Consider the following 21,001-nt stretch of genomic DNA (forward strand, 5'->3'; position numbering starts at 1 on the left):
CCTCAAACGCCGGAGGGGCTGTTTTTCGGACCCGGGCGACTCAAGAAGCGGAGGGGCTGGAATTCAGCATCGGCGCGTCCGAGTCGTCCTTCAGCGCCACCCCCGTGACTCCCGACTCCCTCGCCCTGCCCATCAGTCCCGCCAACTTCCCCGCCGCCACCTCGTACGTCAGCCCCAGCGGCGGTCGGATGTTGCTCAGGCAGTTCCTGTCGGCGTCCGTCGTCACCCCCGGCTTCGGGCGGTACGTCAGGTACGCGCCCAGGGAGTCCGCCGCCGACATTCCGGGGCGCTCGCCGACCAGGACCACGACCATCGTCGCGCCCATCGCCGAGGCGACGTCGTCGCCGAGGGCCACGCGGGCCTGTTCCGCGAGGACCACCGGGGCCACCTGCCAGGACGTCGGCAGGAGTGCCGTCGTCGCGCGCACCATGGCCGCCGCGTGCTCGTGCACCGCCCTGCTGGACAGACCGTCGGCGACCACGAAGACGACGTCCCAGTCGCCGACGGGAAGGTGCGCGCGGTCGGCGGGGTCCAACCGGCGCCCCAGGTCCGGGCGTTGGAGATACGTGAGCCGGTCGGGCGCCGCGCTGCGCACCCGTACCGTCGGCTCGCCGCCCAGCGCCGCCGCCACCACCTCCGGCGCGAACGGTGAATGCACCGCGTCCCGCGCCGCCGCGTGCGCGGCCTGCAACTCCAGCCGGTGGTGGGTCGGGAGCCCCGAGCCCGCCCTCCCGAGGCCGATCCTCGCCTGCGTGTGGCGTCGCAGGGTCGGCCACAACTCCCCGCCCAGCAGCTCCACTTGACCGGTCGTCATGCCGCCAGTTCCCTTCCGATCGCCGTCAACGGGTGGGCCGTGGCGGATACATCACGGATCGACCCGCCCTCTTCCAGCAGGCCGATGGAGTCGAGCCAGGTCTCGAACTCCGGTGCCGGGCGCAGGCCGAGGACTTCGCGGAGGTACAACGCGTCGTGGTACGAGGCGGATTGGTAGTTGAGCATGATGTCGTCGCCGCCCGGGGTGCAGATCACGAAGGACGCGCCGGCCACGCCGAGCATGGTGAGCATGGTGGCGATGTCGTCGTCGTCCGCGTCGGCGTGGTTGGTGTAGCAGATGTCCAGGCCCATCGGCAGGCCGAGCACCTTGCCGCAGAAGTGGTCCTCCAGGGCGGCGCGGAGGATCTGCCGGCCGTCGTAGAGGTACTCCGGGCCGATGAAGCCGACGACCGTGTTCACGAGCAGCGGGTCGTAGCGGCGGGCGACCGCGTACGCCCGTGCCTCCACCGTCTGCTGGTCCACCCCGTGGTGCGCGTCGGCCGACAGCGCGCTGCCCTGGCCGGTCTCGAAGTACATGACGTTCGAGCCGACCGTGCCCCGGCCGAGCGCCTTCGCCGCCTCATACGCCTCGTCCAACAGCCCCAGCGTCACGCCGAAGGACGCGTTGGCCGCCTGGGTGCCGGCGATGGACTGGAAGACGAGGTCGACCGGCGCCCCGCGCTCCATCAGGTCCATGCTCGTCGTGACGTGGGACAGCACGCAGGACTGGGTGGGGATCGCGTAGCGCTGGATGACCCCGTCCAGCAGTTCCAGCAGGTCCCGTACCGCCTTCGGGCTGTCGGTCGCCGGGTTGATGCCGATGACCGCGTCGCCGGAGCCGAGCAGCAGCCCGTCGAGCAGGGCCGCGGCCACGCCCGCCGGGTCGTCGGTGGGGTGGTTGGGCTGGAGCCGGGTGGCGAGCCGCCCCGGCAGCCCGATCGTCGACCGGAAGGCGGTCACCACCCGCACCTTGCGCGCGACGGCGACCAGATCCGCGTTGCCCATCAGCTTCGACACGGCCGCCACCATCTCCGGCGTCAACCCGGGCGCCACGGCGGCCAGTTGACCGGTGTCGGCCGTCAGCAGCCACTCCCGGAACCCGCCCACGGACAGCCCGGCCACCGCCCCGAAAGCCGCCGCGTCATGCGTGTCGAGGATCAGCCGGGTCACGTCGTCGGTCTCGTAGGGGATCACCGGCTCGGCGAGAAAGGCGGTCAGCGGTACGTCCGCCAGCGCCCACCGCGCCGCGACCCGCTCCTGGGCACTTTCGGCCGCCAGCCCCGCCAGCCGGTCGCCGGACCGCTCGGGGCTCGCGGCGGCGAGCAGCCGCGCGAGGGAGCCGAAGCGGTAGCGGTGGCCGCCGAGGGTCGAGGTGTACGTACTCATGACGGCGACCGTACGAGCCGCGTGTTGCCCCCAGATTTCGCCAGATTTCTAAAGGTCTGGTTGACAAACATTTAACGCACGGAAACCCTTGCCGGACTCATTCGGCCGACAGAGTTCCGCACCGTAGACCCACCCGAGCAGCAGGAGAGGAGCCATCCCGATGGCAGTGGACGAAGGAGTCGCCCCCGCGGCGGACACAAGCGAGGACGGCGCCGTTCACCGGCTCAAGCCCAACGCCATCGGCCTGCTGGGCGTGGTCTTCATGGCCGTCGCGACCGCCGCCCCGATCACCGCGATGACCGGCAACGTGCCCTTCATGGTCTCGTCGGGCAACGGCATCGGCGCCCCGGCGAGCTACCTCGTCGCAATGGTCGTCCTGGCAATCTTTTCCGTCGGCTTCACATCGATGGCCAAGCACATCACCTCGACGGGCGCGTTCTACGGCTTCATCTCCTACGGCCTCGGCCGCACCGTCGGCCTCGCCTCCGGCCTCCTCGCCACCTTCGCGTACGTCGTGTTCGAGCCGGCGCTGATCGGCATCTTCTCGACCTTCGCCACCGGAACCTTCAAGGACCAGACGGGACTTGACATCCCGTGGTGGGTCTTCGCCATCGTGATGCTGGCGGTCAACGCGACGGGCACCTGGTTCGGCGTCTCGGTCGCGGAGAAGCTGCTCGTCGTCCTCCTCGGCACCGAGGTGACCGTCCTCGCCGCGATGGCGATCTCGGTCGCCCTGCACGGCGGCGGCCCGCACGGCTTCACCTTCGGCCCGGTCAACCCGGTCAACGCGTTCAAGGGCACGAGCGCCGGTCTCGGCCTCTTCTTCGCCTTCTGGTCCTGGGTCGGCTTCGAGTCCACGGCCATGTACGGCGAGGAGTCCCGCGACCCGAAGAAGATCATCCCCAAGGCGACGATGATCTCGGTCCTCGGCGTCGGCGTCTTCTACGTCTTCGTCTCCTGGATGGCGATCATCGGCAACGGCGAGACGGAGGCCGTCAAGGTCGCCTCCTCCGCCAACCCCCTCGCCCTCTTCTTCAACCCCACCGAGCACTACGTCGGCCACTGGGCGGTCGACCTCATGCAGTGGCTGATGATCACCGGCTCGCTCGCCTGCGGCATGGCCTTCCACAACTGCGCCAGCCGCTACATGTACGCACTGGGCCGCGAAGGCGTTCTGCCGAAGCTGAAGAACACCATCGGCCGCACCCACGCCAAGCACGGCTCCCCGCACATCGCGGGCTTCGTGCAGACCGTGATCAGCGCCGCCCTGATCCTCGCGTTCTGGGCCACGAGCAAGGACCCGGCCAACGCGCTCTACGTCCTGCTCGCCATCCTCGGCACGATGGCCATCCTGGTCGTCCAGGCCGTGTGCTCGTTCGCGGTGCTCGCCTACTTCCGCACCCACCACCCCGAGAGCCGCCACTGGTTCCGCACGTTCACCGCTCCGCTGCTCGGCGGTGTGGCGATGCTGGCGGTGGTCCTGCTCCTGGTCTCCAACATGAGCGTGGCAGCGGGCTCGGAGTCCGACTCCCCCCTCCTCAAGGCAACCCCGTGGCTGGTGGCCCTGGTCGCGGCAACGGGCATCGGCTACGCGCAGTATCTGAAGCGCCGGTCCCCTGAGCGCTACGCGCTGCTCGGCCGCACGGTGCTCGAAGAAACCAAGGAGCGCTAACGGCTTTTGTCTTTTGCCTTTAGGTGCGCGGGGAACTGCGCGACCAGCCACGACGCTCCCGCAGATTCGTACTCGTCTNACTCGTCTGCGGTCCGGTGGTGGGCTGGTCGCGCAGTTCCCCGCGCCCCTTAGGTGAGTCCGCCGAAGCGTGTTTCACGGTGGACCCGCCAACGCTCCATCATCGCCGCGATCTCCCCGTCGACGAACTCGAAGAACGCCAGCGTCTCGGCCATGCGGCGCCCCGCAGGCGTCTCCGCGCCGAGGCTGGCCACCCCCTCGCTCAGCGCCGCCTCCCACCGCTTGAGGACAGCCTCGCGGTTGGTGAGCGCCTCGTACCACTGGTTGCCCTGAACCCGGTACCGCTCGCGCCGCGAACCGGGTTCCCGCTCCCGCGACACCATGTGCTGCTGCGCCAGATACCGCACCCCACCGGACACCGCCGCCGGACTGATCCGCAGCTGCTCGCCCAGCTCGACCGAGGTCATCGCGCCCTCGTCCGAGGAGAGCAGCGCGGCGAAGATCCGCGCCGGCATCCGCTGCATCCCCGCCTCGACCAGCTGCGCCGCGAAGGACTCGACGAACTTCGACACGGACTCCGCGTCCCGCCCACCGGTTGTATCCGTCATGGACCCACCCTACCCGCGCTTCATACACTTCCTTAACTTCACAAATTTCTGAAGTTAGCGTACGTTCGGCTCCATGACGAAGGCAATCACCGTCTCCGGGCTGCACAAGTCGTTCGGCAGGACACAGGCCCTCGCGGGCCTCGACCTGGACGTCGAGACCGGCGAGGTGCACGGCTTCCTCGGCCCCAACGGCTCGGGCAAGTCCACGACGATCCGCGTCCTCCTCGGCCTGCTGCACGCCGACTCGGGCGCCGCCCAGCTCCTGGGCCGCGACCCCTGGGCCGACGCGGTCGAACTCCACCGCCGGGTCGCCTACGTCCCCGGCGACGTGACCCTCTGGCGCAACCTCTCCGGCGGCGAAGTCATCGACCTCTACGGCAAGTTGCGCGGCGGCCTCGACAAGACCCGCCGCGCCGACCTGATCGACCGCTTCGAACTCGACCCCACCAAAAAGGGCCGCACGTACTCCAAGGGCAACCGCCAGAAGGTCGCCCTGGTCGCCGCGTTCGCCTCGGACGTCGACCTGCTGATCCTGGACGAACCGACCTCGGGCCTCGACCCGCTCATGGAGGAGGTCTTCCAGCGCTGCGTGGAGGAGGAACGCGACCGGGGCCGGACGATCCTCCTCTCCTCCCACATCCTCAGCGAGGTCGAGGAGTTGTGCGACCGCGTGAGCATCATCCGCAACGGCCGCACGGTGGAGAGCGGTTCACTGGCCGACCTGCGCCACCTCACCCGCACCAGCGTGAGCGCCGAACTCACCGGTGCCCCCAACGGGTTGGCCGCCCTCCCCGGCGTGCACGACCTCGACGTACAGGGCCACCGCGTCCGCCTCCAGGTAGAGACGGACCAACTCAACGCCGTACTGCGGTCGTTGAGCGACTCGGGCGTACGGTCGCTCACCTCGAAGCCACCGACGCTGGAGGAGCTGTTCCTCCGTCACTACCAGGAGACGGAATGACAGCCGCCGCGTTCCCCGTACGCACCGGCACCAACACCGGCAGCTCGCGCCAACTCGCAGGCACCGGCGCCCTGTTGCGCTTCAACCTGCGCCGAGACCGGGTGGTGATCCCGTCCTGGGTAGCAGTGACGAGCCTGCTGGTGCTGTCCCTCCCCAGCTCCCTGCGCAGCGTCTACTCCACCCCCGCCGAACGCGCCGACATCGCCCGCCAGATGCTCACCAACAGCTCGCTGCGCGCCACCTACGGCCCGGTGTTCAGCGACTCCCTGGGCGGCCTCACCGCGTGGCGCATCGGCGGCTACGCCGCGATCCTCGCCGGAGTCATGAGCCTGATCGTCGTAGTACGGCACACCCGGGACGAGGAGGAGAGCGGCCGCCAGGAACTGGTCTCCTCGGCGATGGTGGGCCGCCGCGCACCCCTGACGGCGGCCCTGCTGACGGCGTTCGTCGCCGACTCCGCGCTGGCGCTGCTGATCACGGCCGGGCTGGCCGGCCAAGGCACGGCGGGCGCCCTGGCCCTCGGCCTCGGCATCGGCGGAGTGGGCATGGTGTTCGCGACGCTCGCGGCGATCGTCGCGCAGTTCACGGACAGCGGGCGACTGGCGAAGGGCCTGACCGGCGGTCTGGTGGGAGCGGCGTTCGTACTCCGCGCGGCAGGGGACTCGATCACCGACGACGCCTCCTCCCCTCTGACTTGGCTCTCCCCGGTCGGCTGGCTGGAGAACCTCCGCCCGTTCGCGTCCGAACGCTGGTGGGTACTGGGCCTGTTCGCGGCGGCGGCACTCCTGCAAGGCTCCCTGGCCTACGAGTTGGCGGGCCGCCGGGACGTAGGCATGAGCTTTCTGCCCGCCCGCCCCGGCCCGGCGAACGGTCGCCTCGGCACGGCAGCGGCACTCGCCTGGCGCCTCCAACGGGGCAGCGTCCTGGGCTGGAGCCTCGGCTTCTTCGCGGCCGGCGTCGCCTTCGGCGGCATCACCAAGGGCGCGGCGGACCTGGTCGGCGACAACGCCAGGACCCGCGAGATCATCGAACGGATGGGCGGCCAGTCCGGCATCGAGGACGCGTTCCTGGCCACGATGGTCGGCATGTTCGGCATGCTGGCCGCGCTCTACGCGGTCTCGTCGGTCCTACGGCTGCACAGCGAGGAAACGACCGGACGCGCCGAACCGATCCTCGCGAACGCGGTGGGCCGCCTGCGCTGGGCGGCCGGCCACCTGACGATCGCCTTCGCGGGCGCGGCCCTGATCATGCTCCTGAGCGGCCTGGGCCTCACCCTCGGCTACGGCGCCGAGCCCGGCCCCATCCTCGCCGCCACCCTGGTCCAACTCCCGGCGATCTGGACCCTGGGCGCCCTCGCGGTCCTCCTCCACGGCCTCTCCCCCCGCCTGTCCCCCCTGTCCTGGGCAGCGGCGGGCCTCGCCCTCCTCCTCGGCTGGATCGGCCCGGCGCTGAACCTCCCCCAGACGATCCTGGACCTCTCCCCCTTCGGCCACCTGCCGAAGCTGCCGGGCGGGGAGATGGAGTGGGGGCCGGTGGCCGCGCTCACCGGGATCGCCGTAGTACTGGTGGGGGTGGGACTGACCGGGCTGCGGAGACGCGACCTGAGCACGTGACCGGAGCGGCCGGACGGGCAGCGGTCACGCGTCGCCGGTCAGGCGTCGGCGAGCGCCGCGCTGATCTTCTGGATCATCGCCGTCTCGGCGGGCCCGGGGCCGCCCCTGTGGGCGCGGGAGGCCGCCTCCGTGATCGTGGCGATCGTGTCGCGGAAGTTCGCCACCTCCTCCGGGGCCTTCGCCTTGAGGAGGGTCACCGAGTCGGCGAGCGCGGCGAAGACGCGGTCGGCGAGGTCGGCGGTCGAACTGCCGCCCAGATCAAGGCCCTTGGCCTTCTCGGCCAGGACCCGGCCGACCAGTCCGGTCGCGGAGGACAGCGCCTTGCCGCCGGCCGTCCCGGAGCGGGTGGAGGAGATCGGACCGGGGTCGGCCGCCGCCATCAGGGAGACGACACCGTGGGCGGCGGTCTGGAGGGTGAGCTTGTCGTCGGGGGTCAGGATCTCGGCGGGGGTGATCTTCTCGGACATGGGCGTGCTCTCTTTCGTTTCCGTGCGGGGGCGTGAACTGCCGTAGGGGAATGGCCTGTCAGAGGGCCGGCTCGGCCTGGTCGCCGACCGCCTTGCGGGGCAGAGCCAGGCACAGCACCGCGCACAGCAGGTACGCGCCGATGGCCCACGGGCCCGCGTGGACGATCGCGTCGGTGAGGCCCTTGTCGGCGTGGGAGAAGAACGCGTTGCCGATGACGGCGACGCCGAGCGCCCCGCCGAACTGCTGGGCCGTGGACAGGATTCCGGACGCGCCGCCCGCCAACTCGCCCGGCACGGTGCTCAGGATGGTGTTGACCAGCGGGATGATCAGGAAGATCAGGCCGACCCCGGCAAGGAACAGTCCCGGGACCAACGGCCAGGCGCCGGTGTGGACTTGGGCCGCGTCCTGGGCCTCGTGCCGGACCCAGAACAGTCCGCCCGCCATCACCAGCGCGCCCAGGATCAGCACACTGCGCCCGAACTTCGCGACCAGCGGGTCGACCGCGGGCGCGGACAGGATCGAGCCCGCGCTGAAGGCGACCATCAGCAGACCGGCCCCGGTCGGGGAGTAACCCTGCCCGGACTGCAGCCAGACGGTGAAGACCAGGAAGAAGCCGGACATGCCGCCGTAGAAGAGGAGTTGGACCAGCAGGCCGGCGCTGAAGGCGGGCTTGTGGAACAGGTCCGTGGGGAGGAGGGGGTGTTCGATGCCGCGCTTCTTCTCCGAGACGGTCAGGGCGACGAGCGCGAGGACACCGGCGGCCAGGCAGATCCAGCCCCACAACGGCCAGCCGTTGGAACGGCCCTGGACCAGCGGCAGCACGATCGCGACCAGACCCGCGGCGAGCACGAGGTTGCCGAGGACGTCGATACGGCCGCTGAAGGCGTGGTCCTTCGAGGCGGGGATCCACTTGACGCCCAGGACCAGGACGAGGACGGCCAGCGGAAGGTTGATGACGAAGATCGTGCGCCACCCCCAGCCGAACAGGTCCCAGTCGGTCAGTACGCCACCTAGCAGCACACCTACGGCTGTCGAGATGCCGGCGATCGCGCCGTACAGGGCGAAGGCCTTGCCGCGCTCCTCGCCGTCGAACATCGTGCGGAACGAGGCGAGGATCTGCGGCATGATCACGGCCGCGGCCACGCCCTGGAGACCGCGCGAGGCGACGAGCACACCCGCCGAGGTCGCCAGCGCGCTGGCCAGGCTCGTCAGCGCGAACGCGGTGACACCGAGCAGGAACAGCTTCTTGCGGCCGTAGCGGTCGCCCAGGTGCCCGGCGATGATCAGCGTGGCGGCGAAGCCGAGCATGTACGCCGACACGGTCCACTGGAGGTCGGCGGGGGTGGCCTTCAGGCCCTTGCCGATGGACGGCAGCGCGGTGTTCACGATCGATCCGTCGATCATGTCGAGCAGCGCCGCGAGGATCATCACGAACGCCGCGGCCCATCGCTTCGGATACGGCACCGCCCCGCCGCCGCCGTCAGCGGCTACGTTCCTCGTGTTGGTCGTGCTGGACGACATGGCGTCGACTCCTCAGTTCAGCTTGACTTTCATATATCTTGGCTTTCAAGCGAATGACTGCCGAGAAGTACGATGAAGGGAGATATCTCGAATGTCAAGCGGAACGGGCTCGGGGTCGGTCGAAGCGCGGCTGGGCGTGGCCGTACAGGCCTATCAGGGCGCCGTCGACGACTTCGACCGCGAGCTGGCCCGTCTGATGGGCGTCAACGAGACCGATCTACGCTGCCTGGAGATCCTTCTCGCGGTGCCGGAGATCACTCCGCGCGAACTGAGCCGACAGCTCGGCCTCACCACCGGGAGCGTCACCACGATGCTCGACCGGCTGGAGAAGCTCGCCTACCTCACCCGCACCCCGCACCCCGACGACCGACGCAAGACCCTGATCCGCGTCACCAATGAGGCCGCGCAGCAGGCCTACGGCCTGATCGGCCCGTTCATCGAGGACGCCGGCCGGCGGGTGCGCGAGCGCTACACCCCCGAGCAGCTCGAAGTGGTCATCGACTACCTCACCTTCACCCGCGACGTCCAGCAGGGACACGTCGAACGGCTGAGGGAGATCCCCGCGTCCCGCCCCGCCCGAACCGGCGGCCGCCAGTCACCGGGGCCGCGCGGCGGGGCGGCGAGGTAGGTCCGGCCTCACTCACCCCACCTCGACGCTCAGGCCCTCCAGCCCCCGGATCACGAAGTTCGGCTTGCGGACCGGGTCCGCCGCCAGGGTGAGCGTGGGGGCCCGTTCCAGCAACGCCCGCATGGACGCGGCCAGTTCGATACGGGCCAGGGGCGCGCCGATGCAGTAGTGGATGCCCGCGCTGAAGCTGATGTGCGGGTTGTCGGCGCGGGTGAGGTCCAGCCGGTCCGGGGACGCGAAGACGGCCGCGTCACGGTTGGCGGAGCCGAACAGCATCGCGATCTCCGCGCCCCTCGGGATCACCGTGCCGTCGATCTCGATCTCGTCCAGCACCCACCGTTCGAAGAGCTGGAGCGGGGTGTCGTAGCGCATCAACTCCTCGACGGCGGACGGGATCAGCGAGTGGTCCGCGCGCAGCGCCGCCAGCTGGTCCGGGTGCCGGAACAGCGCCCACCAGCCGTTGACCGTGGCGTTCACCGTCGCCTCGTGGCCCGCGTTGAGCAGCAGTACGGCGGTGGAGATCAGCTCCTGTTCGGTGAGGCGGTCGTCGTCCTCGTCGTGGGCCGCGATCATGCCGGAGATGAGATCGTCACCGGGCTCCTTGCGCCGGGCCGCGATCAACTCGCGTAGATACGAGGAGAATTCGTTCGACGCGCGGACCGCCTTGGCCGCCGTGTCCTCGCTCGGGCTCAGCTCGTACATCCCGCAGATGTCCGCCGACCAGGGGCGCAGCGGAGCGCGGTCGGACTCGGGGATGCCGAGCATCTCGGCGATCACCGCGACGGGGAGCGGTTCGGCCACGTCCGTGAGGAGGTCGCCGCCGCCCCGCGCCACCAGTCCGTCCACCAGCTCACCGGCCAACCGGCTCACGTACGGCTTGAGCTGCTCGACCGTGCGCGGGGTGAACGCCTTCGACACCAGGCGCCGGATGCGGGTGTGGTCCGGGGGCTCCAGGTCGAGCATCCCGTGGTCGTTGAGGGTGTGGAAGGGCTCGTGCTCGGGCGGGGGTGCCGTACGGCCGAAGTCCTCGTGGGTGAAACGGTGCTGGTAGGCGCGGCCCAGCCGGCGGTCCCGCAGCAGGGCCGAGACGTCCGCGTGCCGGGGCACCAGCCACTGGTCGGTGGGCTCGTAGTAGTGCACCCGGCCCTGGGCGCGCAGATCGGCATAGGAGGGGTACGGGTCGGCGAGAAAGTCCGGGTCCCACGGGTCGAAGGCTGCCATGGACGGACGTTAGACCGACAGCACCGGGTCTGACCAGGGGCGACCTCAGTGATCCCGGTGACCCGGGAGGCGGCGGGACCACCGGTCGCCCCTGCGTGTTTCCGCTCCAGTGACTTCCGCCCGACGCGGTGGCTCGCCAACGCCGTACGCCACACCGACGGCCCCGCCGCCCTACGAGTCTCCTGGTCGCCCAGTACTCTCCGCATCGACGCCTGGGACGCGAACCCCGAACCACCCGAACCACCACAGGCGTGGGACCGCCCCACCACCGCCGAGGACGGCCGCGGCCTCGCCCTGGTCCGTGCCTGCGCCGACCGATGGGGCCGGCCGCGCCCTGTCGGCGAGTTGGTGTGCGGCGCGTCCTCGAGCAGCCGCTGGGCGGGCTGCTGACCAGGAGCTCCCACCCGGTAGCCACCGCCTGTGGACTTGTGGTGAATATCGCGAGGCCCGTTCCCGGTCCCGGCCCGGTCCGTCGCTTCTTGATGTTTCAATCATTGCGACCCTGCCAGGAACGGGCGATTGGTGGTGCGATGGGACGTCCCGAGCGGCCGGTGGATCCCGAGGCCGGAGCCGTGCAGCGGCTCGCGCATCAGCTGCGGGAACTGCGTGCCGGGTGCGGCGGCCCGTCGTACCGGACGATGGCCAGGCGCGCGCACTACTCGGCGGCCACCCTCGCGCAGGCGGCCGGCGGGGAGCGGTTGCCTTCGCTCGCCGTGGTGCAGGCGTACGCGCGGGCCTGTGACGCCGATCCCGGGGAGTGGGAGACGCGGTGGAAGACGGCGGCCGAGGAGGACATGGCCGCCCGGCAGGACGGAGGCGGGGCGGACGAGCCGCCGTATCGCGGGCTCGTGCGGTTCGAACCCGGTGACGAGGAGCTGTTCTTCGGGCGGGAGCGGCTGGTCGGGGAGTTGCTTGAGCTGGTGTGCGAGCACCGGCTGGCGATGGTGGTCGGGGCGTCCGGCAGCGGAAAGTCGTCGTTGCTGCGGGCGGGGCTGATACCCCGGCTGCGGCGACGCGTCGAGCAGGACGGCTGCGCGGCCGTGCTGCGGGTGCTCACCCCGGGCGCCACGCCGGCGGCGACCCACGGGCATCTGCTGGCTCCGGGGGACGGGGAGCCGGACAGCTGGGTGGTGGTCGACCAGTTCGAGGAGATCTTCACGCTGTGCCGGGACCGGGAGGAACGGGCCCGGTTCGTCGAGCTGCTGCTCGCCGCCCGGGAGCGGCGGTCCCGGCTGCGGGTCGTCATCGCCGTACGGGCCGACTTCTACGCCCGGTGCGCCGAACACCGGGGGCTGGTGGACGCGTTGCGGGAGGCGCATCTGCTGGTCGGGCCGATGGACGCGACGGAGTTGCGGGAGGCGGTGGTCCGGCCTGCGGCCGCTGCGGGGCTGCTGGTCGAGCGGGAGTTGACCGCCCGGATCATCGACGAGGTCGTCGACCGGCCGGGCGCGCTGCCGATGCTGTCGCACGCCCTGCTGGAGACCTGGCACCGGCGCCGCGGCCGGACCCTGACCATGGCCGCCTACGAGGCGGCGGGCGGGGTGTGCGGGGCGATCGCCGCGACCGCCGAGCACCTCTACGACAGCCTCTCCCCCGCCCAGGCACGCACCGCCCGGCGGGTGCTGCTGCGGCTGGTCGAACCGGGGCAGGGGACCACGGACACCCGGCGCCCGGTCCGGCGGGACGAACTGGACGCCTCCGACCCGGAGTTGCGCGAGGTCGTCGAACGGCTGGCCCGTGCCCGGCTGTTGACCGTGGACGCCGAGGGCATGGAGTTGGCCCATGAGGCCCTCATCAACAGCTGGCCCCGGCTGCACAGTTGGGTGGAAGAAGATCGTGAACGGCTGCGCCAGCACCGGAGCCTCACCCAGGCCGCCCGTACCTGGGAGGAGCTCGGCCGCGACACCGGCACCCTCTACCGGGGCAACCGGCTGGCCCACGCGGAGGAGATGTTCGCGGCCGGGCTCTCCCTCGAACTCAACACGCTGGAGCGGGAGTTCCTCACCGCCGCGTTCGACGCCCGCGCTCACGAACACCGTTCGGCCACCCGGACCGCCCGCCGGGCCCGGCGCCTGATCCTCTCGCTGTCCGTCGCCGTGGCGCTGTCACTGGTCACCGGTCTGGTCGCCTGGCAGCTGCACCGCAACGGCGTACGGGAACGAGTCGAGACGGCCGCGCGCCGGGTCGCCTCGGTCGCCGGTTCGATGCGGGCCACCGACCCCAGGACCGCCATGCTGCTCAGCGTCGCCGCCTGGCGCACCGCCCCGCTCACCGAGAGCCGCTCGGCGCTGCTCGGCGCGCTCACCCAGCCCCAGCTGGACGCCTTCACCGCGCCCGGGTCGGACGGCGACACCCCGCGCTTCCTCGCCGACTCCGGCCGTACCGTGCTCAGCACCGAGGGACGGACCTGGGGCACGTGGGACGTGGCGAGCCACCGCCGTATCGCCTCCGGGCCCCTGCCCGGGGCCGCCACGGTGCTCGGCGCCGGTCCCGACGCCCGGGTCGTGGCGGTTCAAGTTCCGGGCGGGAAGCGGCTGTTGGACACCGTCACCGGGAAGTGGACCGGGCCCGCGCGGGCGCTGCCGTCGTCGTACCGGATCGGCTTCGGGCCCAGCGGCCGCAGCTATGTGGTGCGCGATCCGCACCGCGGGCGGACGTGGCTGCGGGCCGTCGCAGGCGACCGGGTGCTCTACGCGGCCTCGGGCGCGGGCGGGCCCGATGTGGCGCCGAGTCCGGACGACCGGCAGGTCGCCGTCTGTGCCAAGGGGCACGCGCCCGCCGTGTGGGACCTCGGCCGTCGGCGTGCGCTGCACGGCGCGTGGGAGCACACCCACGGGATCTGCGACGACGCGTACGAACTGCTCAGGCTCGGTGCGGACCATCGGCTCATCGCCCTGTCCAGCACCGGGATCCGCGCCTGGGACACCACCTCGGGACGGCGGCTCGCCGGCCTCTTCTATCCGGACGTCCAGTACGCGGCCTTCAGCCGGGACGGGGAGTTCCTGGCGGCCTCGTGCCGTGACGAGATCCGGGTGTGGCGGCTGTCGGCGCCGGACGCGCCCGTGTTCCGGTACTCCCTCAACGGGCAGCTGCCGTCGGGGAGTCTGGCCTGGGACCCCGACCGTCCCGTCCTGCGCTACCTCGAAGGCGCCACCGTCCACACCCTCGACGTCGCCGCCGCGACCACCCCCCGGTGGCGGGACCGCCCGCTGGACAACACGCTGCTCGACCCCTCCGGCCGCGTCCTCGCCACCGCCGAACGGACCGGCGACCACTACCGCTTCCAGCTCCGCGCCACCGTGAACGGACGGCTCCTGCGCCAACTGCGCTCCCCCGCGCTCCCGGTGGCCCGCGCCGGGAGCGAACCGGTCGTGCCCGCGGACACCAGGTCCCTGATGGCGTTCAGCCCGGACGGCGACACGTTCGCCTACGGGGTGTCCGCACCGGGCCGGGACACCGCCACCCAGCGGCTGACACTCTGGGATGTCGCACGCGGCCGGGAACGCGGCACGGTCGATCTCGCCACCGCCCCCTCCGCGTCGGCGTCGGGGCCCGCGGTCGCGGTCGCCCTCGGCCCGGGCGGGCGCACCCTGCTGGCCGCGCGCACCTGGAGCGCCCCGGCCGCCGTGGTGCTGCCCGACCTCGACGACCTGCCCGAACTCACCAAGCTGACAGGTCTCGCGGGCACCGTCCCGGACACCACCGGCGCCCCCGAGGTCACCGACGAGGTCTGGGACACCACCCGACAGCGCAGAACCGCCGTGCTCCAGGACTTCGACAGCGGCACCCTCGCCGTCCGGCCCGACGGCCGGCTCCTCGTCGGCAACAGCCACACCGTCGCCCTGCCCTCCGGACCCGTCACCGCACAGGCCCTCGGGCAGAGCGGGAGGATCGGCGCCCTCGCGTTCAGCGGCGACGGCTCCCGGCTCGCGGCCGGCGACCTGACCGGGCGGGTCGCCCTGTGGGACGGGGCACTGCGCGACCGCGCCGGCATCCTGCCGAACGTCTTCCCCGCCCCCCTCACCAACACCCCCGAAGCCGTCAGCGCGCTGGCCTTCAGCCCGGACGGCCGCACCCTCGCCGTCGCCGGCGACGCCGGCACCGTCCAGCTCTGGGACACCGCCACCCGGCAACCCCTCGGCGGCACCCTGCCCACCCCCGGCGAGAACATCCGCTCCCTCGCCTTCAGCCCCGACAACAGCACGCTCTACGTCACCGGCGACCACGTCCCGCTCCAGCGCTACGCCGTCTCCGCCGCCGCCGTCCTCACCCAGGTGTGCGCCCGCGCCGGCACCTCGCTGACCCGGTCCGCATGGGCCGCGGACATCCCCGACGCGCCCTACCAAAACACCTGTGAACAGCGATGATTGTTTGTCTGGAGTGATGGAAGGGGCTACGTGGACAACCCTTTGGTCGTCAGCCTGGGGAGTGAGGCCTGACAGATCCCCTTGACCGAAGGTGCGTCAGACGTGACCCGAGAACGCTCCCCCGATCGCCCCTCCGTCCTCGTGGTGGAGGACGACACCGGTATCTCCGAGCCACTCGTGACGGCCCTGGGCTTCCTCGGCTTCGACGCGCACACCGTCGCCACGGGCGCCGAGGCCCTGGCCGCCGTCCGCGACCACCGGCCCGACGCCGTACTCCTCGACCTCGTCCTGCCCGACCTGGACGGCACCGAGGTCTGCCGGCTGCTGCGCGCCTCGGGCGACAACACCCCGGTGCTCTTCCTCAGCGGCCGCCACTCGGTCGCCGACAAGTGCCGCGCACTGGCCCTGGGCGGCGACGACTACGTCACCAAGCCCTTCGACCTCACCGAGCTCAGCGCCCGCATCCGCGCCCTGATCCGCCGCTCCCGCGGCACCGACCCGCTCCGGCCCCTCGGCCACGACACCCCCGCCGCCTCGCGCCGGCTGCGCGCGGGCGGCGTCGAACTCGACGTCGACACCCGCGAGGCCTGGCGGCACGGACAGCCGGTGCGCCTGTCGGCCACCGAGTTCGCCCTGCTGAAGGTCCTCATGGAGAACGCGGGCCGCGTGGTCTCCAAGGGCAGCATTCTCGACAGCGTCTGGAAGTACGACTTCCAGGGCGAGTCCGGGGTCGTGGAGACCTACGTCTACTACCTGCGCCGCAAGCTGGGCGACTCCGGCCAGTCCCTCATCCGCACCGTGCGCGGCGCGGGCTATCTGGTGAACGCCGACCCCACCACCGAGAGGGGGAGCATCGGTGGTGGGGTCGGCAGTGCGGGGGTCGGCGGTGGCGGGGTCGGCAGTGGTGCCGGCGGTCAGCCGATCCAGAGGTCGTAGACCGCCTTGTCCTTCGTGTCGTTGTACGAGATGAGCCGGGGCTCCCAGCGCCAGCCGGTGCTGGGCTTGCGGTGGTGGAACTCGACCGACTGCCCGGCCTTCCACCAGTAACCGCTCGCCGTCGTGCAGCCCTTGGGCGCGATCTCCCAGAACTGCGAGCCGATCCAGTCGCCGTACTGGTTCTCCCCGACGAAGAAGAACTTCACCGTCTCGGTGGATCCGCTGCAGACCCTGAGGGTCACGAACTTGTCGCTCGCCGCCGAGGCCGTCCCGGGGGCCGCGAGACCGCCGACCGCGGCGGCCGCGGCGAGCATCGCCATGACCACCTTGCGTCTGACCGTGCGCATAGAACTACCGCCTTTCGTGCGTGAGTTGTGTGGATGGTTGATGGCTGATCCCTTGCGGGCCGGTGCAGGGCTAGTGCAGGAGGCCCTTGGCGCGCAGCCAGGCCCGCGCCGCCCTGCCCGGCGTCTCGCCCGCGTCGACCGACGCGGTGAGCTTCGCCAACTGGGGTGTCGTCAGCAGGGTGTTGACCCCGGCCAGTGCCGTCCGGCCGGTCAGGTCCAGGGCGGGGGCGCTGATCAACGGGAAGACATGCTCGGGCGGTACGACCGCCTTGGGGTCGGCGAGCACCACCAGCCCGTCCCGGGCGATCGCCGGGTCGGTGCTGCGCAGCACCCGTACGTCCGCCGTCCCCGCCGTCCCGGCCGGGGTGAGCGTGACGCCGTATGCCGTCTTCAAGGTGGCGACGGACGGGGCGTCGGGATCGCCGGACGCGGAACCGCCGAGCGTCAGACCGGTACCGGCCCCGCGCAGATCCGCCAGGCCGTACAGCCTGTGCCGCTTCGCGGTGGACCTGGTCACCGCGAGGACGACCCCGCCCTGTGCGGCGGCCGGGGGCAGTGCGACGATCCCCGGCGGCAACGCCATGCTCAGCGTCGCCTCCATGTTCCCCGGCATGGTCTGCCCGCCCGGCATCGCCCGCAGCAGAGTGGACTCGTAGGCGGGCGCGATGCTGATCCTTCCGTCCACCACGGCCTGCGCGGTGGCGACCGGTGACGCGTACGAGGCGTCCGCCGTCCGCACCTTCTGCCCGGCCCCGGTGAGGAGTTCGCCGTAGAGCGCCGCCACGACCCTGCTCTCCGTGGAGCCGTCGGTACCGATCACCGTCGGCCCCGCACGGTCCGCGTAACCGACGTGCGTGCCCTGCGCGTTCGCGGTCGCGCAGCCGGTCAGGAGGAGGAGCGAGCAGACCGCGAGAGCGGCGGTACGAGACATCGCGCGCCGCCCGTCAGCAGTGTCGGCCGCGATCGGACGTGCTCATCGGCTTGTCCTTGAAGGTGACATAGCCGTAGCTGGGGTTGTCGTTGTTGAAGCCGGACTCCTGGTAGTCGTAGACGTACCAGTCGTAGTGGCCGTAGTACTTGTCCTTGAACTGGATCTCCCACCACCCCTTGGCCTGCTGCTTCGCGGTACCGCGCTCGATCCAGCCGTAGCTGCCCGAGGGGATGTTGACCGTGTTGGACTCGGTGTCGGTGTGGGAGTTCTGCCAGGTGTGGCTGTAGCTCGTCTCGACCTGGACCTCGAAGACCTCGGCGAACTTGTAGCCGGCGGTGACCGAGACGCCGACCGTGTTGCCCGCGGTGGTCGTGTCCGACCAGTCGATCCGGTGCTGGTTGGTCTGGGTCCCGCAGTTGTACGCGGTGCTGCCGACCTGGTGCGCCGGGCCGGTGTAGCTCCAGTAGCTCTGCGGGCGGAACTTGCAGAAACTGGCCCAGTTGCAGGCCTTCAGCAGCTCGGCGTTGGTGGGAGTGTCGGCGGCGAGTGCCTGCGGAGCCGTCAGCAGCGAGGCGCCCACGGTGAGGGCACCGAGCACACCGAGCGTACGGGGGGAGAAGCGCCGGGCGGAGGTCTTCTTGCGCGGGGCGAATGCCATGGATCACTCCATCGAGAGGGGGAATTCGGTGGAAGCACCAGTTGCTGCGCACCACTCTCGAACGGATTCGTCCGCCGCTGATCAACGTCCCCTCAGAGCCCGGGACAGAATCGGCTCAGCGTTCCATCAGAGTCTCCTCAGAACCCGCCCCCGAGGCGAGGTACCCATACCCGTACCCGTGCCTACCCCGGCGTCACCAGCCTCGCCTCGTACGCGAACACCGCCGCCTGCGTCCGGTCCCGCAGCCCCAACTTCACCAGGACACGGCTGACATGGGTCTTGATCGTCGACTCGGCGACCACCAGCCGCTCGGCGATCTCCACGTTCGACAGCCCCTGGGCGATGAGGACCAGCACCTCCGTCTCCCGCTCGGTCAACTCTCCGTACGCCGCCTGCTGCGCGGCCGGTATCAGCCGGGGCGCCTCGGCCAGCTTCGAGAACTCCGTGATCAGCCGCTTGGTCACGGAGGGCGCGAGCAGCGCCTCGCCGGCCGCCACCACCCGTACGCCGTCGGCGAGTTGGCGTGCCGAGGCGTCCTTGAGCAGAAAGCCGGAGGCTCCCGAGCGCAGCGCCTGGTACACGTACTCGTCGAGGTCGAAGGTGGTGAGCACCAGCACCTTCGCCGCGCCGTCCGCCGCGACGATCTCGCGGGTCGCCTCGATGCCGTTCATCTCGGGCATCCGGATGTCCATCAGGACGACGTCCGGGGCCAGTTCACGCACCCGCTCGACCGCGTCCCGTCCGTTCACCGCCTCGCCGACGACCTCGATGTCCGGCATCGCGCCCAACAGGACCGAGAAGCCCTCGCGCACCATCATCTGGTCGTCCGCGATCAGTACGCGGATCGTCATGCCTCACCTTCGCTCGCACTCGGGACCGGCAGGAACACCGTCACCTCGTAGCCGCCGCCGTCCGCCGGGACCGCCGTCATCTCGCCGTTCAGCATGGAGACCCGCTCCCTCATCCCCGTGATGCCGTGGCCCGCGCCGGGCGAGGGCTTCACCAGACTCGGTTCAGGTATCGGGCTGTTGACTATCCGCAGGCCCAACCCTCCCAGCACATAGCCGATCTCCACGCGGGCACTCGCGCCGGGCGCGTGCCGCAGGGTGTTGCTCAACGCCTCCTGCACTATCCGGTACGCCGACAGCTCGACGCCCTGCGGGAGTTCACGCACCGCCCCCGTCACCGTCTTCTCCACGCTCAGGCCGGCGTCGCGCACATTGGCGAGCAGCGCGTCCATGTCGGCGAGGGTGGGCTGCGGGGCGTCCGGCGCCTCGTAGTCCTCCGCGCGCACCACGCCCAGGACGCGGCGCAGTTCGGTCAGGGCCGCCACCGCGTTCTCCCGGATGGTGACGAACGCGCGCTCCAGCTCCGGCGGCGGGTTCTCCACCCGGTAGGGCGCCGCCTCCGCCTGGATGGCGACCACCGACATGTGGTGGGCCACCACGTCGTGCAGCTCACGGGCGATCGTCGTGCGCTCCTCCAGCAGCGTGCGCCGGGAGCGTTCGTGCGCGGTGACGGTCTGCTGGGCGGTGACCTCCTGCTCGGCGTCGTGGCGTATGTGGCGGACGGTGACGCCGAGCAGGACCAGGGCGGAGAGGAACAGCATCTGCGAACTGTTCGAACCGAAGGAGTGGCCGCCGGCGACGGTGGTGGCACCGATGCCGTAGACCGCCGTCAGCGCCCACATCCAGGCGGCCGTGCGCGGTCGGGTGCGTATCGCCACGATCGTGAGCACGGCCAGGTGGCAGACGAAGCTGCCGGTCCGCCACGGCCACTCGTCGTCGAACTCGGTCGCCAGGGCGGTGGCGACCGGGGTCGCGGCCATGGACAGCCAGAACGCGCCGACCGGACGCACCATGGTCAGCAGCACCGGCGCCAGGGCGAGCAGGCCGAGGATCACGTTGCTGCCGGCGCCGCGGGCCTCGTCGTTCGTCGCGATGTACATCGCGAGCAGGCCGACCGCGGTGATCAGGGCGTGCGGGCTCCAGGCCGCGTACTCCCGCAGCCGCCCCTTCAGGTGCCGGGTCAGCGGGCCGTCGGCGGTGGAGCGGGGCAACGGGCGGTAGGCGAAGACGTCGTGGAACAGGTCCTGCCGCAGCCCGCGCAGGGCGTCCGCCGCGAGCCGGAACTCCGGGCTGCGCGGCTTGTACGGCTCGAACTCGCCGTCCTGTGGCATCGTCTGCGTCTGGCTGGTATCGGTCACATTCAAAACGGTAGGCGGCGGGGCGGGTAGCCGTCGTCACCTGTGAGAAGGGTCCTGGGGCGTCCGTCTCAAGTACTACGGGTATGCCTGACGGCCCCGTCCCGGCGGCTTCAGCGACCGCCTCCGGGCCGCACCAACCCCGACTCGTACGCGAACACCGCCGCCTGCGTACGGTCCCGCAGCCCCAGCTTCACCAGGATGCGGCCGACATGGGTCTTCACGGTCTGTTCGGCGACGACCAGGTGCTCGGCGATCTCCGCGTTGGAGAGGCCCTGCGCGATCAGCGCGAGCACCTCCGTCTCGCGTTCGGTGAGGTCGCCGACGCGTGACTTGAGCGGGGTGCGCGGTGTCCCGTTCAGCCGGGAGAACTCGGCGATCAGACGGCGGGTGACACCCGGCGCGAGCAGTGCGTCGCCGGCCGCCACCACCCGTACCGCCTCGGCCAGTTGCTCCGCGGACGCGTCCTTCAGGAGGAAACCGGAGGCACCGGCGCGCAGCGCCTCGTACACGTACTCGTCGAGGTCGAAGGTGGTGAGCACCAGGACCTTGATGTGCGGGGTCGCGTCCGTGATGCGGCGGGTGGCCTCGATGCCGCCGAGCTCGGGCATGCGGATGTCCATGAGGACGACGTCCGGGGCGAGTTCGGC

The 21,001-nt window shown here is 71.1% G+C and carries 19 protein-coding genes; 7 read left to right on the forward strand and 12 right to left on the reverse strand.

What is annotated here, in order from left to right; translation table 11 throughout:
• Positions 1-40 precede the first annotated feature (40 nt).
• Together eutC and JHN45_RS40980 are read right to left on the reverse strand one after the other, a co-directional pair.
• On the reverse strand, positions 41-814 hold the full coding sequence (gene eutC / locus JHN45_RS40975) for an ethanolamine ammonia-lyase subunit EutC (RefSeq protein ID WP_201054484.1): 774 nt from the start codon (positions 812-814) through the stop codon (positions 41-43).
• Positions 811-2,199, reverse strand: a complete 1,389-nt coding sequence (locus tag JHN45_RS40980) for an ethanolamine ammonia-lyase subunit EutB (protein WP_201054485.1) — start codon at positions 2,197-2,199, stop codon at positions 811-813. Before JHN45_RS40980 ends, eutC begins: the two co-directional genes overlap by 4 nt.
• Positions 2,200-2,359: 160 nt before the next feature.
• Here JHN45_RS40980 and JHN45_RS40985 point away from each other — a divergent pair, with 160 nt between their 5' ends.
• Entirely contained in the window at positions 2,360-3,871 is a 1,512-nt protein-coding gene (locus JHN45_RS40985) for an APC family permease (protein ID WP_201054486.1), read from the forward strand.
• A gap of 128 nt (positions 3,872-3,999) precedes the next feature.
• Here the strand turns inward: JHN45_RS40985 and JHN45_RS40990 are convergent, their stop codons facing one another.
• Complete coding sequence (locus tag JHN45_RS40990) at positions 4,000-4,497, reverse strand: GbsR/MarR family transcriptional regulator (protein WP_200714217.1); 498 nt, start codon at positions 4,495-4,497, stop codon at positions 4,000-4,002.
• A gap of 73 nt (positions 4,498-4,570) precedes the next feature.
• Between JHN45_RS40990 and JHN45_RS40995 the strand changes: the two genes are divergently transcribed.
• Entirely contained in the window at positions 4,571-5,458 is an 888-nt protein-coding gene (locus JHN45_RS40995) for an ABC transporter ATP-binding protein (RefSeq protein WP_200714216.1), read from the forward strand.
• The gene (locus JHN45_RS41000) at positions 5,455-7,071 is read left to right on the forward strand and encodes an ABC transporter permease (RefSeq protein WP_201054487.1); all 1,617 of its coding nucleotides are present in this window, start codon (positions 5,455-5,457) and stop codon (positions 7,069-7,071) included. The genes JHN45_RS40995 and JHN45_RS41000 overlap by 4 nt, the downstream gene beginning before the upstream one ends.
• A gap of 38 nt (positions 7,072-7,109) precedes the next feature.
• On the opposite strand, the gene JHN45_RS41005 is transcribed toward JHN45_RS41000, so the two are convergent.
• Positions 7,110-7,538 carry a hypothetical protein gene (locus JHN45_RS41005; protein ID WP_201054488.1) on the reverse strand — a complete coding sequence of 143 codons (429 nt, stop codon included), beginning with the start codon at positions 7,536-7,538 and terminating at the stop codon, positions 7,110-7,112.
• 58 nt (positions 7,539-7,596) lie between these two features.
• A complete protein-coding gene (locus JHN45_RS41010) occupies positions 7,597-9,060 on the reverse strand; it encodes an MFS transporter (protein ID WP_201054489.1) in 1,464 nt (487 codons plus the stop codon).
• A gap of 91 nt (positions 9,061-9,151) precedes the next feature.
• Between JHN45_RS41010 and JHN45_RS41015 the strand changes: the two genes are divergently transcribed.
• Positions 9,152-9,688 carry a MarR family winged helix-turn-helix transcriptional regulator gene (locus tag JHN45_RS41015; protein WP_200714212.1) on the forward strand — a complete coding sequence of 179 codons (537 nt, stop codon included), beginning with the start codon at positions 9,152-9,154 and terminating at the stop codon, positions 9,686-9,688.
• Positions 9,689-9,700: 12 nt separating this feature from the next.
• Here the strand turns inward: JHN45_RS41015 and JHN45_RS41020 are convergent, their stop codons facing one another.
• Positions 9,701-10,909, reverse strand: a complete 1,209-nt coding sequence (locus tag JHN45_RS41020) for a cytochrome P450 (protein WP_200714211.1) — start codon at positions 10,907-10,909, stop codon at positions 9,701-9,703.
• A gap of 48 nt (positions 10,910-10,957) precedes the next feature.
• Between JHN45_RS41020 and JHN45_RS41025 the strand changes: the two genes are divergently transcribed.
• From JHN45_RS41025 to JHN45_RS41035, 3 genes are all read left to right on the forward strand, one after another.
• Positions 10,958-11,299, forward strand: coding sequence for an ATP-binding protein (locus tag JHN45_RS41025; protein ID WP_307783339.1), 342 nt, complete (start codon positions 10,958-10,960; stop codon positions 11,297-11,299).
• 140 nt (positions 11,300-11,439) lie between these two features.
• Complete coding sequence (locus tag JHN45_RS41030; protein ID WP_201054490.1) at positions 11,440-15,276, forward strand: PD40 domain-containing protein; 3,837 nt, start codon at positions 11,440-11,442, stop codon at positions 15,274-15,276.
• 102 nt (positions 15,277-15,378) lie between these two features.
• Positions 15,379-16,212, forward strand: a complete 834-nt coding sequence (locus JHN45_RS41035; RefSeq protein WP_201054491.1) for a response regulator transcription factor — start codon at positions 15,379-15,381, stop codon at positions 16,210-16,212.
• Here the strand turns inward: JHN45_RS41035 and JHN45_RS41040 are convergent.
• From JHN45_RS41040 to JHN45_RS41065, 6 genes are all read right to left on the reverse strand, one after another.
• A complete protein-coding gene (locus tag JHN45_RS41040; protein WP_043667314.1) occupies positions 16,191-16,559 on the reverse strand; it encodes a hypothetical protein in 369 nt (122 codons plus the stop codon). The two genes, JHN45_RS41035 and JHN45_RS41040, sit on opposite strands and share 22 nt — an antisense overlap.
• Before the next feature lie 70 nt (positions 16,560-16,629).
• The gene (locus JHN45_RS41045) at positions 16,630-17,490 is read right to left on the reverse strand and encodes a glycine betaine ABC transporter substrate-binding protein (protein ID WP_201054492.1); all 861 of its coding nucleotides are present in this window, start codon (positions 17,488-17,490) and stop codon (positions 16,630-16,632) included.
• A 13-nt stretch (positions 17,491-17,503) separates the two neighbouring features.
• On the reverse strand, positions 17,504-18,148 hold the full coding sequence (locus tag JHN45_RS41050) for a hypothetical protein (RefSeq protein WP_200714206.1): 645 nt from the start codon (positions 18,146-18,148) through the stop codon (positions 17,504-17,506).
• Positions 18,149-18,330: 182 nt separating this feature from the next.
• Positions 18,331-18,999 carry a response regulator transcription factor gene (locus tag JHN45_RS41055; RefSeq protein ID WP_201054493.1) on the reverse strand — a complete coding sequence of 223 codons (669 nt, stop codon included), beginning with the start codon at positions 18,997-18,999 and terminating at the stop codon, positions 18,331-18,333.
• On the reverse strand, positions 18,996-20,354 hold the full coding sequence (locus JHN45_RS41060; RefSeq protein ID WP_201054494.1) for a sensor histidine kinase: 1,359 nt from the start codon (positions 20,352-20,354) through the stop codon (positions 18,996-18,998). The genes JHN45_RS41055 and JHN45_RS41060 overlap by 4 nt, the downstream gene beginning before the upstream one ends.
• A gap of 110 nt (positions 20,355-20,464) precedes the next feature.
• Positions 20,465-21,001: response regulator transcription factor (locus JHN45_RS41065; RefSeq protein ID WP_201054495.1), on the reverse strand; the 537-nt coding region annotated here is incomplete at its 5' end.

Source organism: Streptomyces sp. MBT53 (assembly GCF_016654115.1).
Classification (GTDB): domain Bacteria; phylum Actinomycetota; class Actinomycetes; order Streptomycetales; family Streptomycetaceae; genus Streptomyces.

Excerpts from the sequence above, each read along its gene's own strand:
- JHN45_RS40990 (WP_200714217.1), bottom strand. The coding sequence starts at position 4,497 with ATGACGGATACAACCGGTGGGCGGGACGCGGAGTCCGTGTCGAAGTTC.
- JHN45_RS41020 (WP_200714211.1), bottom strand. The coding sequence starts at position 10,909 with ATGGCAGCCTTCGACCCGTGGGACCCGGACTTTCTCGCCGACCCGTAC.
- JHN45_RS41040 (WP_043667314.1), bottom strand. The coding sequence starts at position 16,559 with ATGCGCACGGTCAGACGCAAGGTGGTCATGGCGATGCTCGCCGCGGCC.
- JHN45_RS41055 (WP_201054493.1), bottom strand. The coding sequence starts at position 18,999 with ATGACGATCCGCGTACTGATCGCGGACGACCAGATGATGGTGCGCGAG.
- eutC (WP_201054484.1), bottom strand. The coding sequence starts at position 814 with ATGACGACCGGTCAAGTGGAGCTGCTGGGCGGGGAGTTGTGGCCGACC.
- JHN45_RS41000 (WP_201054487.1), top strand. The coding sequence starts at position 5,455 with ATGACAGCCGCCGCGTTCCCCGTACGCACCGGCACCAACACCGGCAGC.
- JHN45_RS41005 (WP_201054488.1), bottom strand. The coding sequence starts at position 7,538 with ATGTCCGAGAAGATCACCCCCGCCGAGATCCTGACCCCCGACGACAAG.
- JHN45_RS41010 (WP_201054489.1), bottom strand. The coding sequence starts at position 9,060 with ATGTCGTCCAGCACGACCAACACGAGGAACGTAGCCGCTGACGGCGGC.
- JHN45_RS41045 (WP_201054492.1), bottom strand. The coding sequence starts at position 17,490 with ATGTCTCGTACCGCCGCTCTCGCGGTCTGCTCGCTCCTCCTCCTGACC.
- JHN45_RS41015 (WP_200714212.1), top strand. The coding sequence starts at position 9,152 with ATGTCAAGCGGAACGGGCTCGGGGTCGGTCGAAGCGCGGCTGGGCGTG.
- JHN45_RS40980 (WP_201054485.1), bottom strand. The coding sequence starts at position 2,199 with ATGAGTACGTACACCTCGACCCTCGGCGGCCACCGCTACCGCTTCGGC.
- JHN45_RS41050 (WP_200714206.1), bottom strand. The coding sequence starts at position 18,148 with ATGGCATTCGCCCCGCGCAAGAAGACCTCCGCCCGGCGCTTCTCCCCC.
- JHN45_RS41030 (WP_201054490.1), top strand. The coding sequence starts at position 11,440 with ATGGGACGTCCCGAGCGGCCGGTGGATCCCGAGGCCGGAGCCGTGCAG.
- JHN45_RS40985 (WP_201054486.1), top strand. The coding sequence starts at position 2,360 with ATGGCAGTGGACGAAGGAGTCGCCCCCGCGGCGGACACAAGCGAGGAC.
- JHN45_RS40995 (WP_200714216.1), top strand. The coding sequence starts at position 4,571 with ATGACGAAGGCAATCACCGTCTCCGGGCTGCACAAGTCGTTCGGCAGG.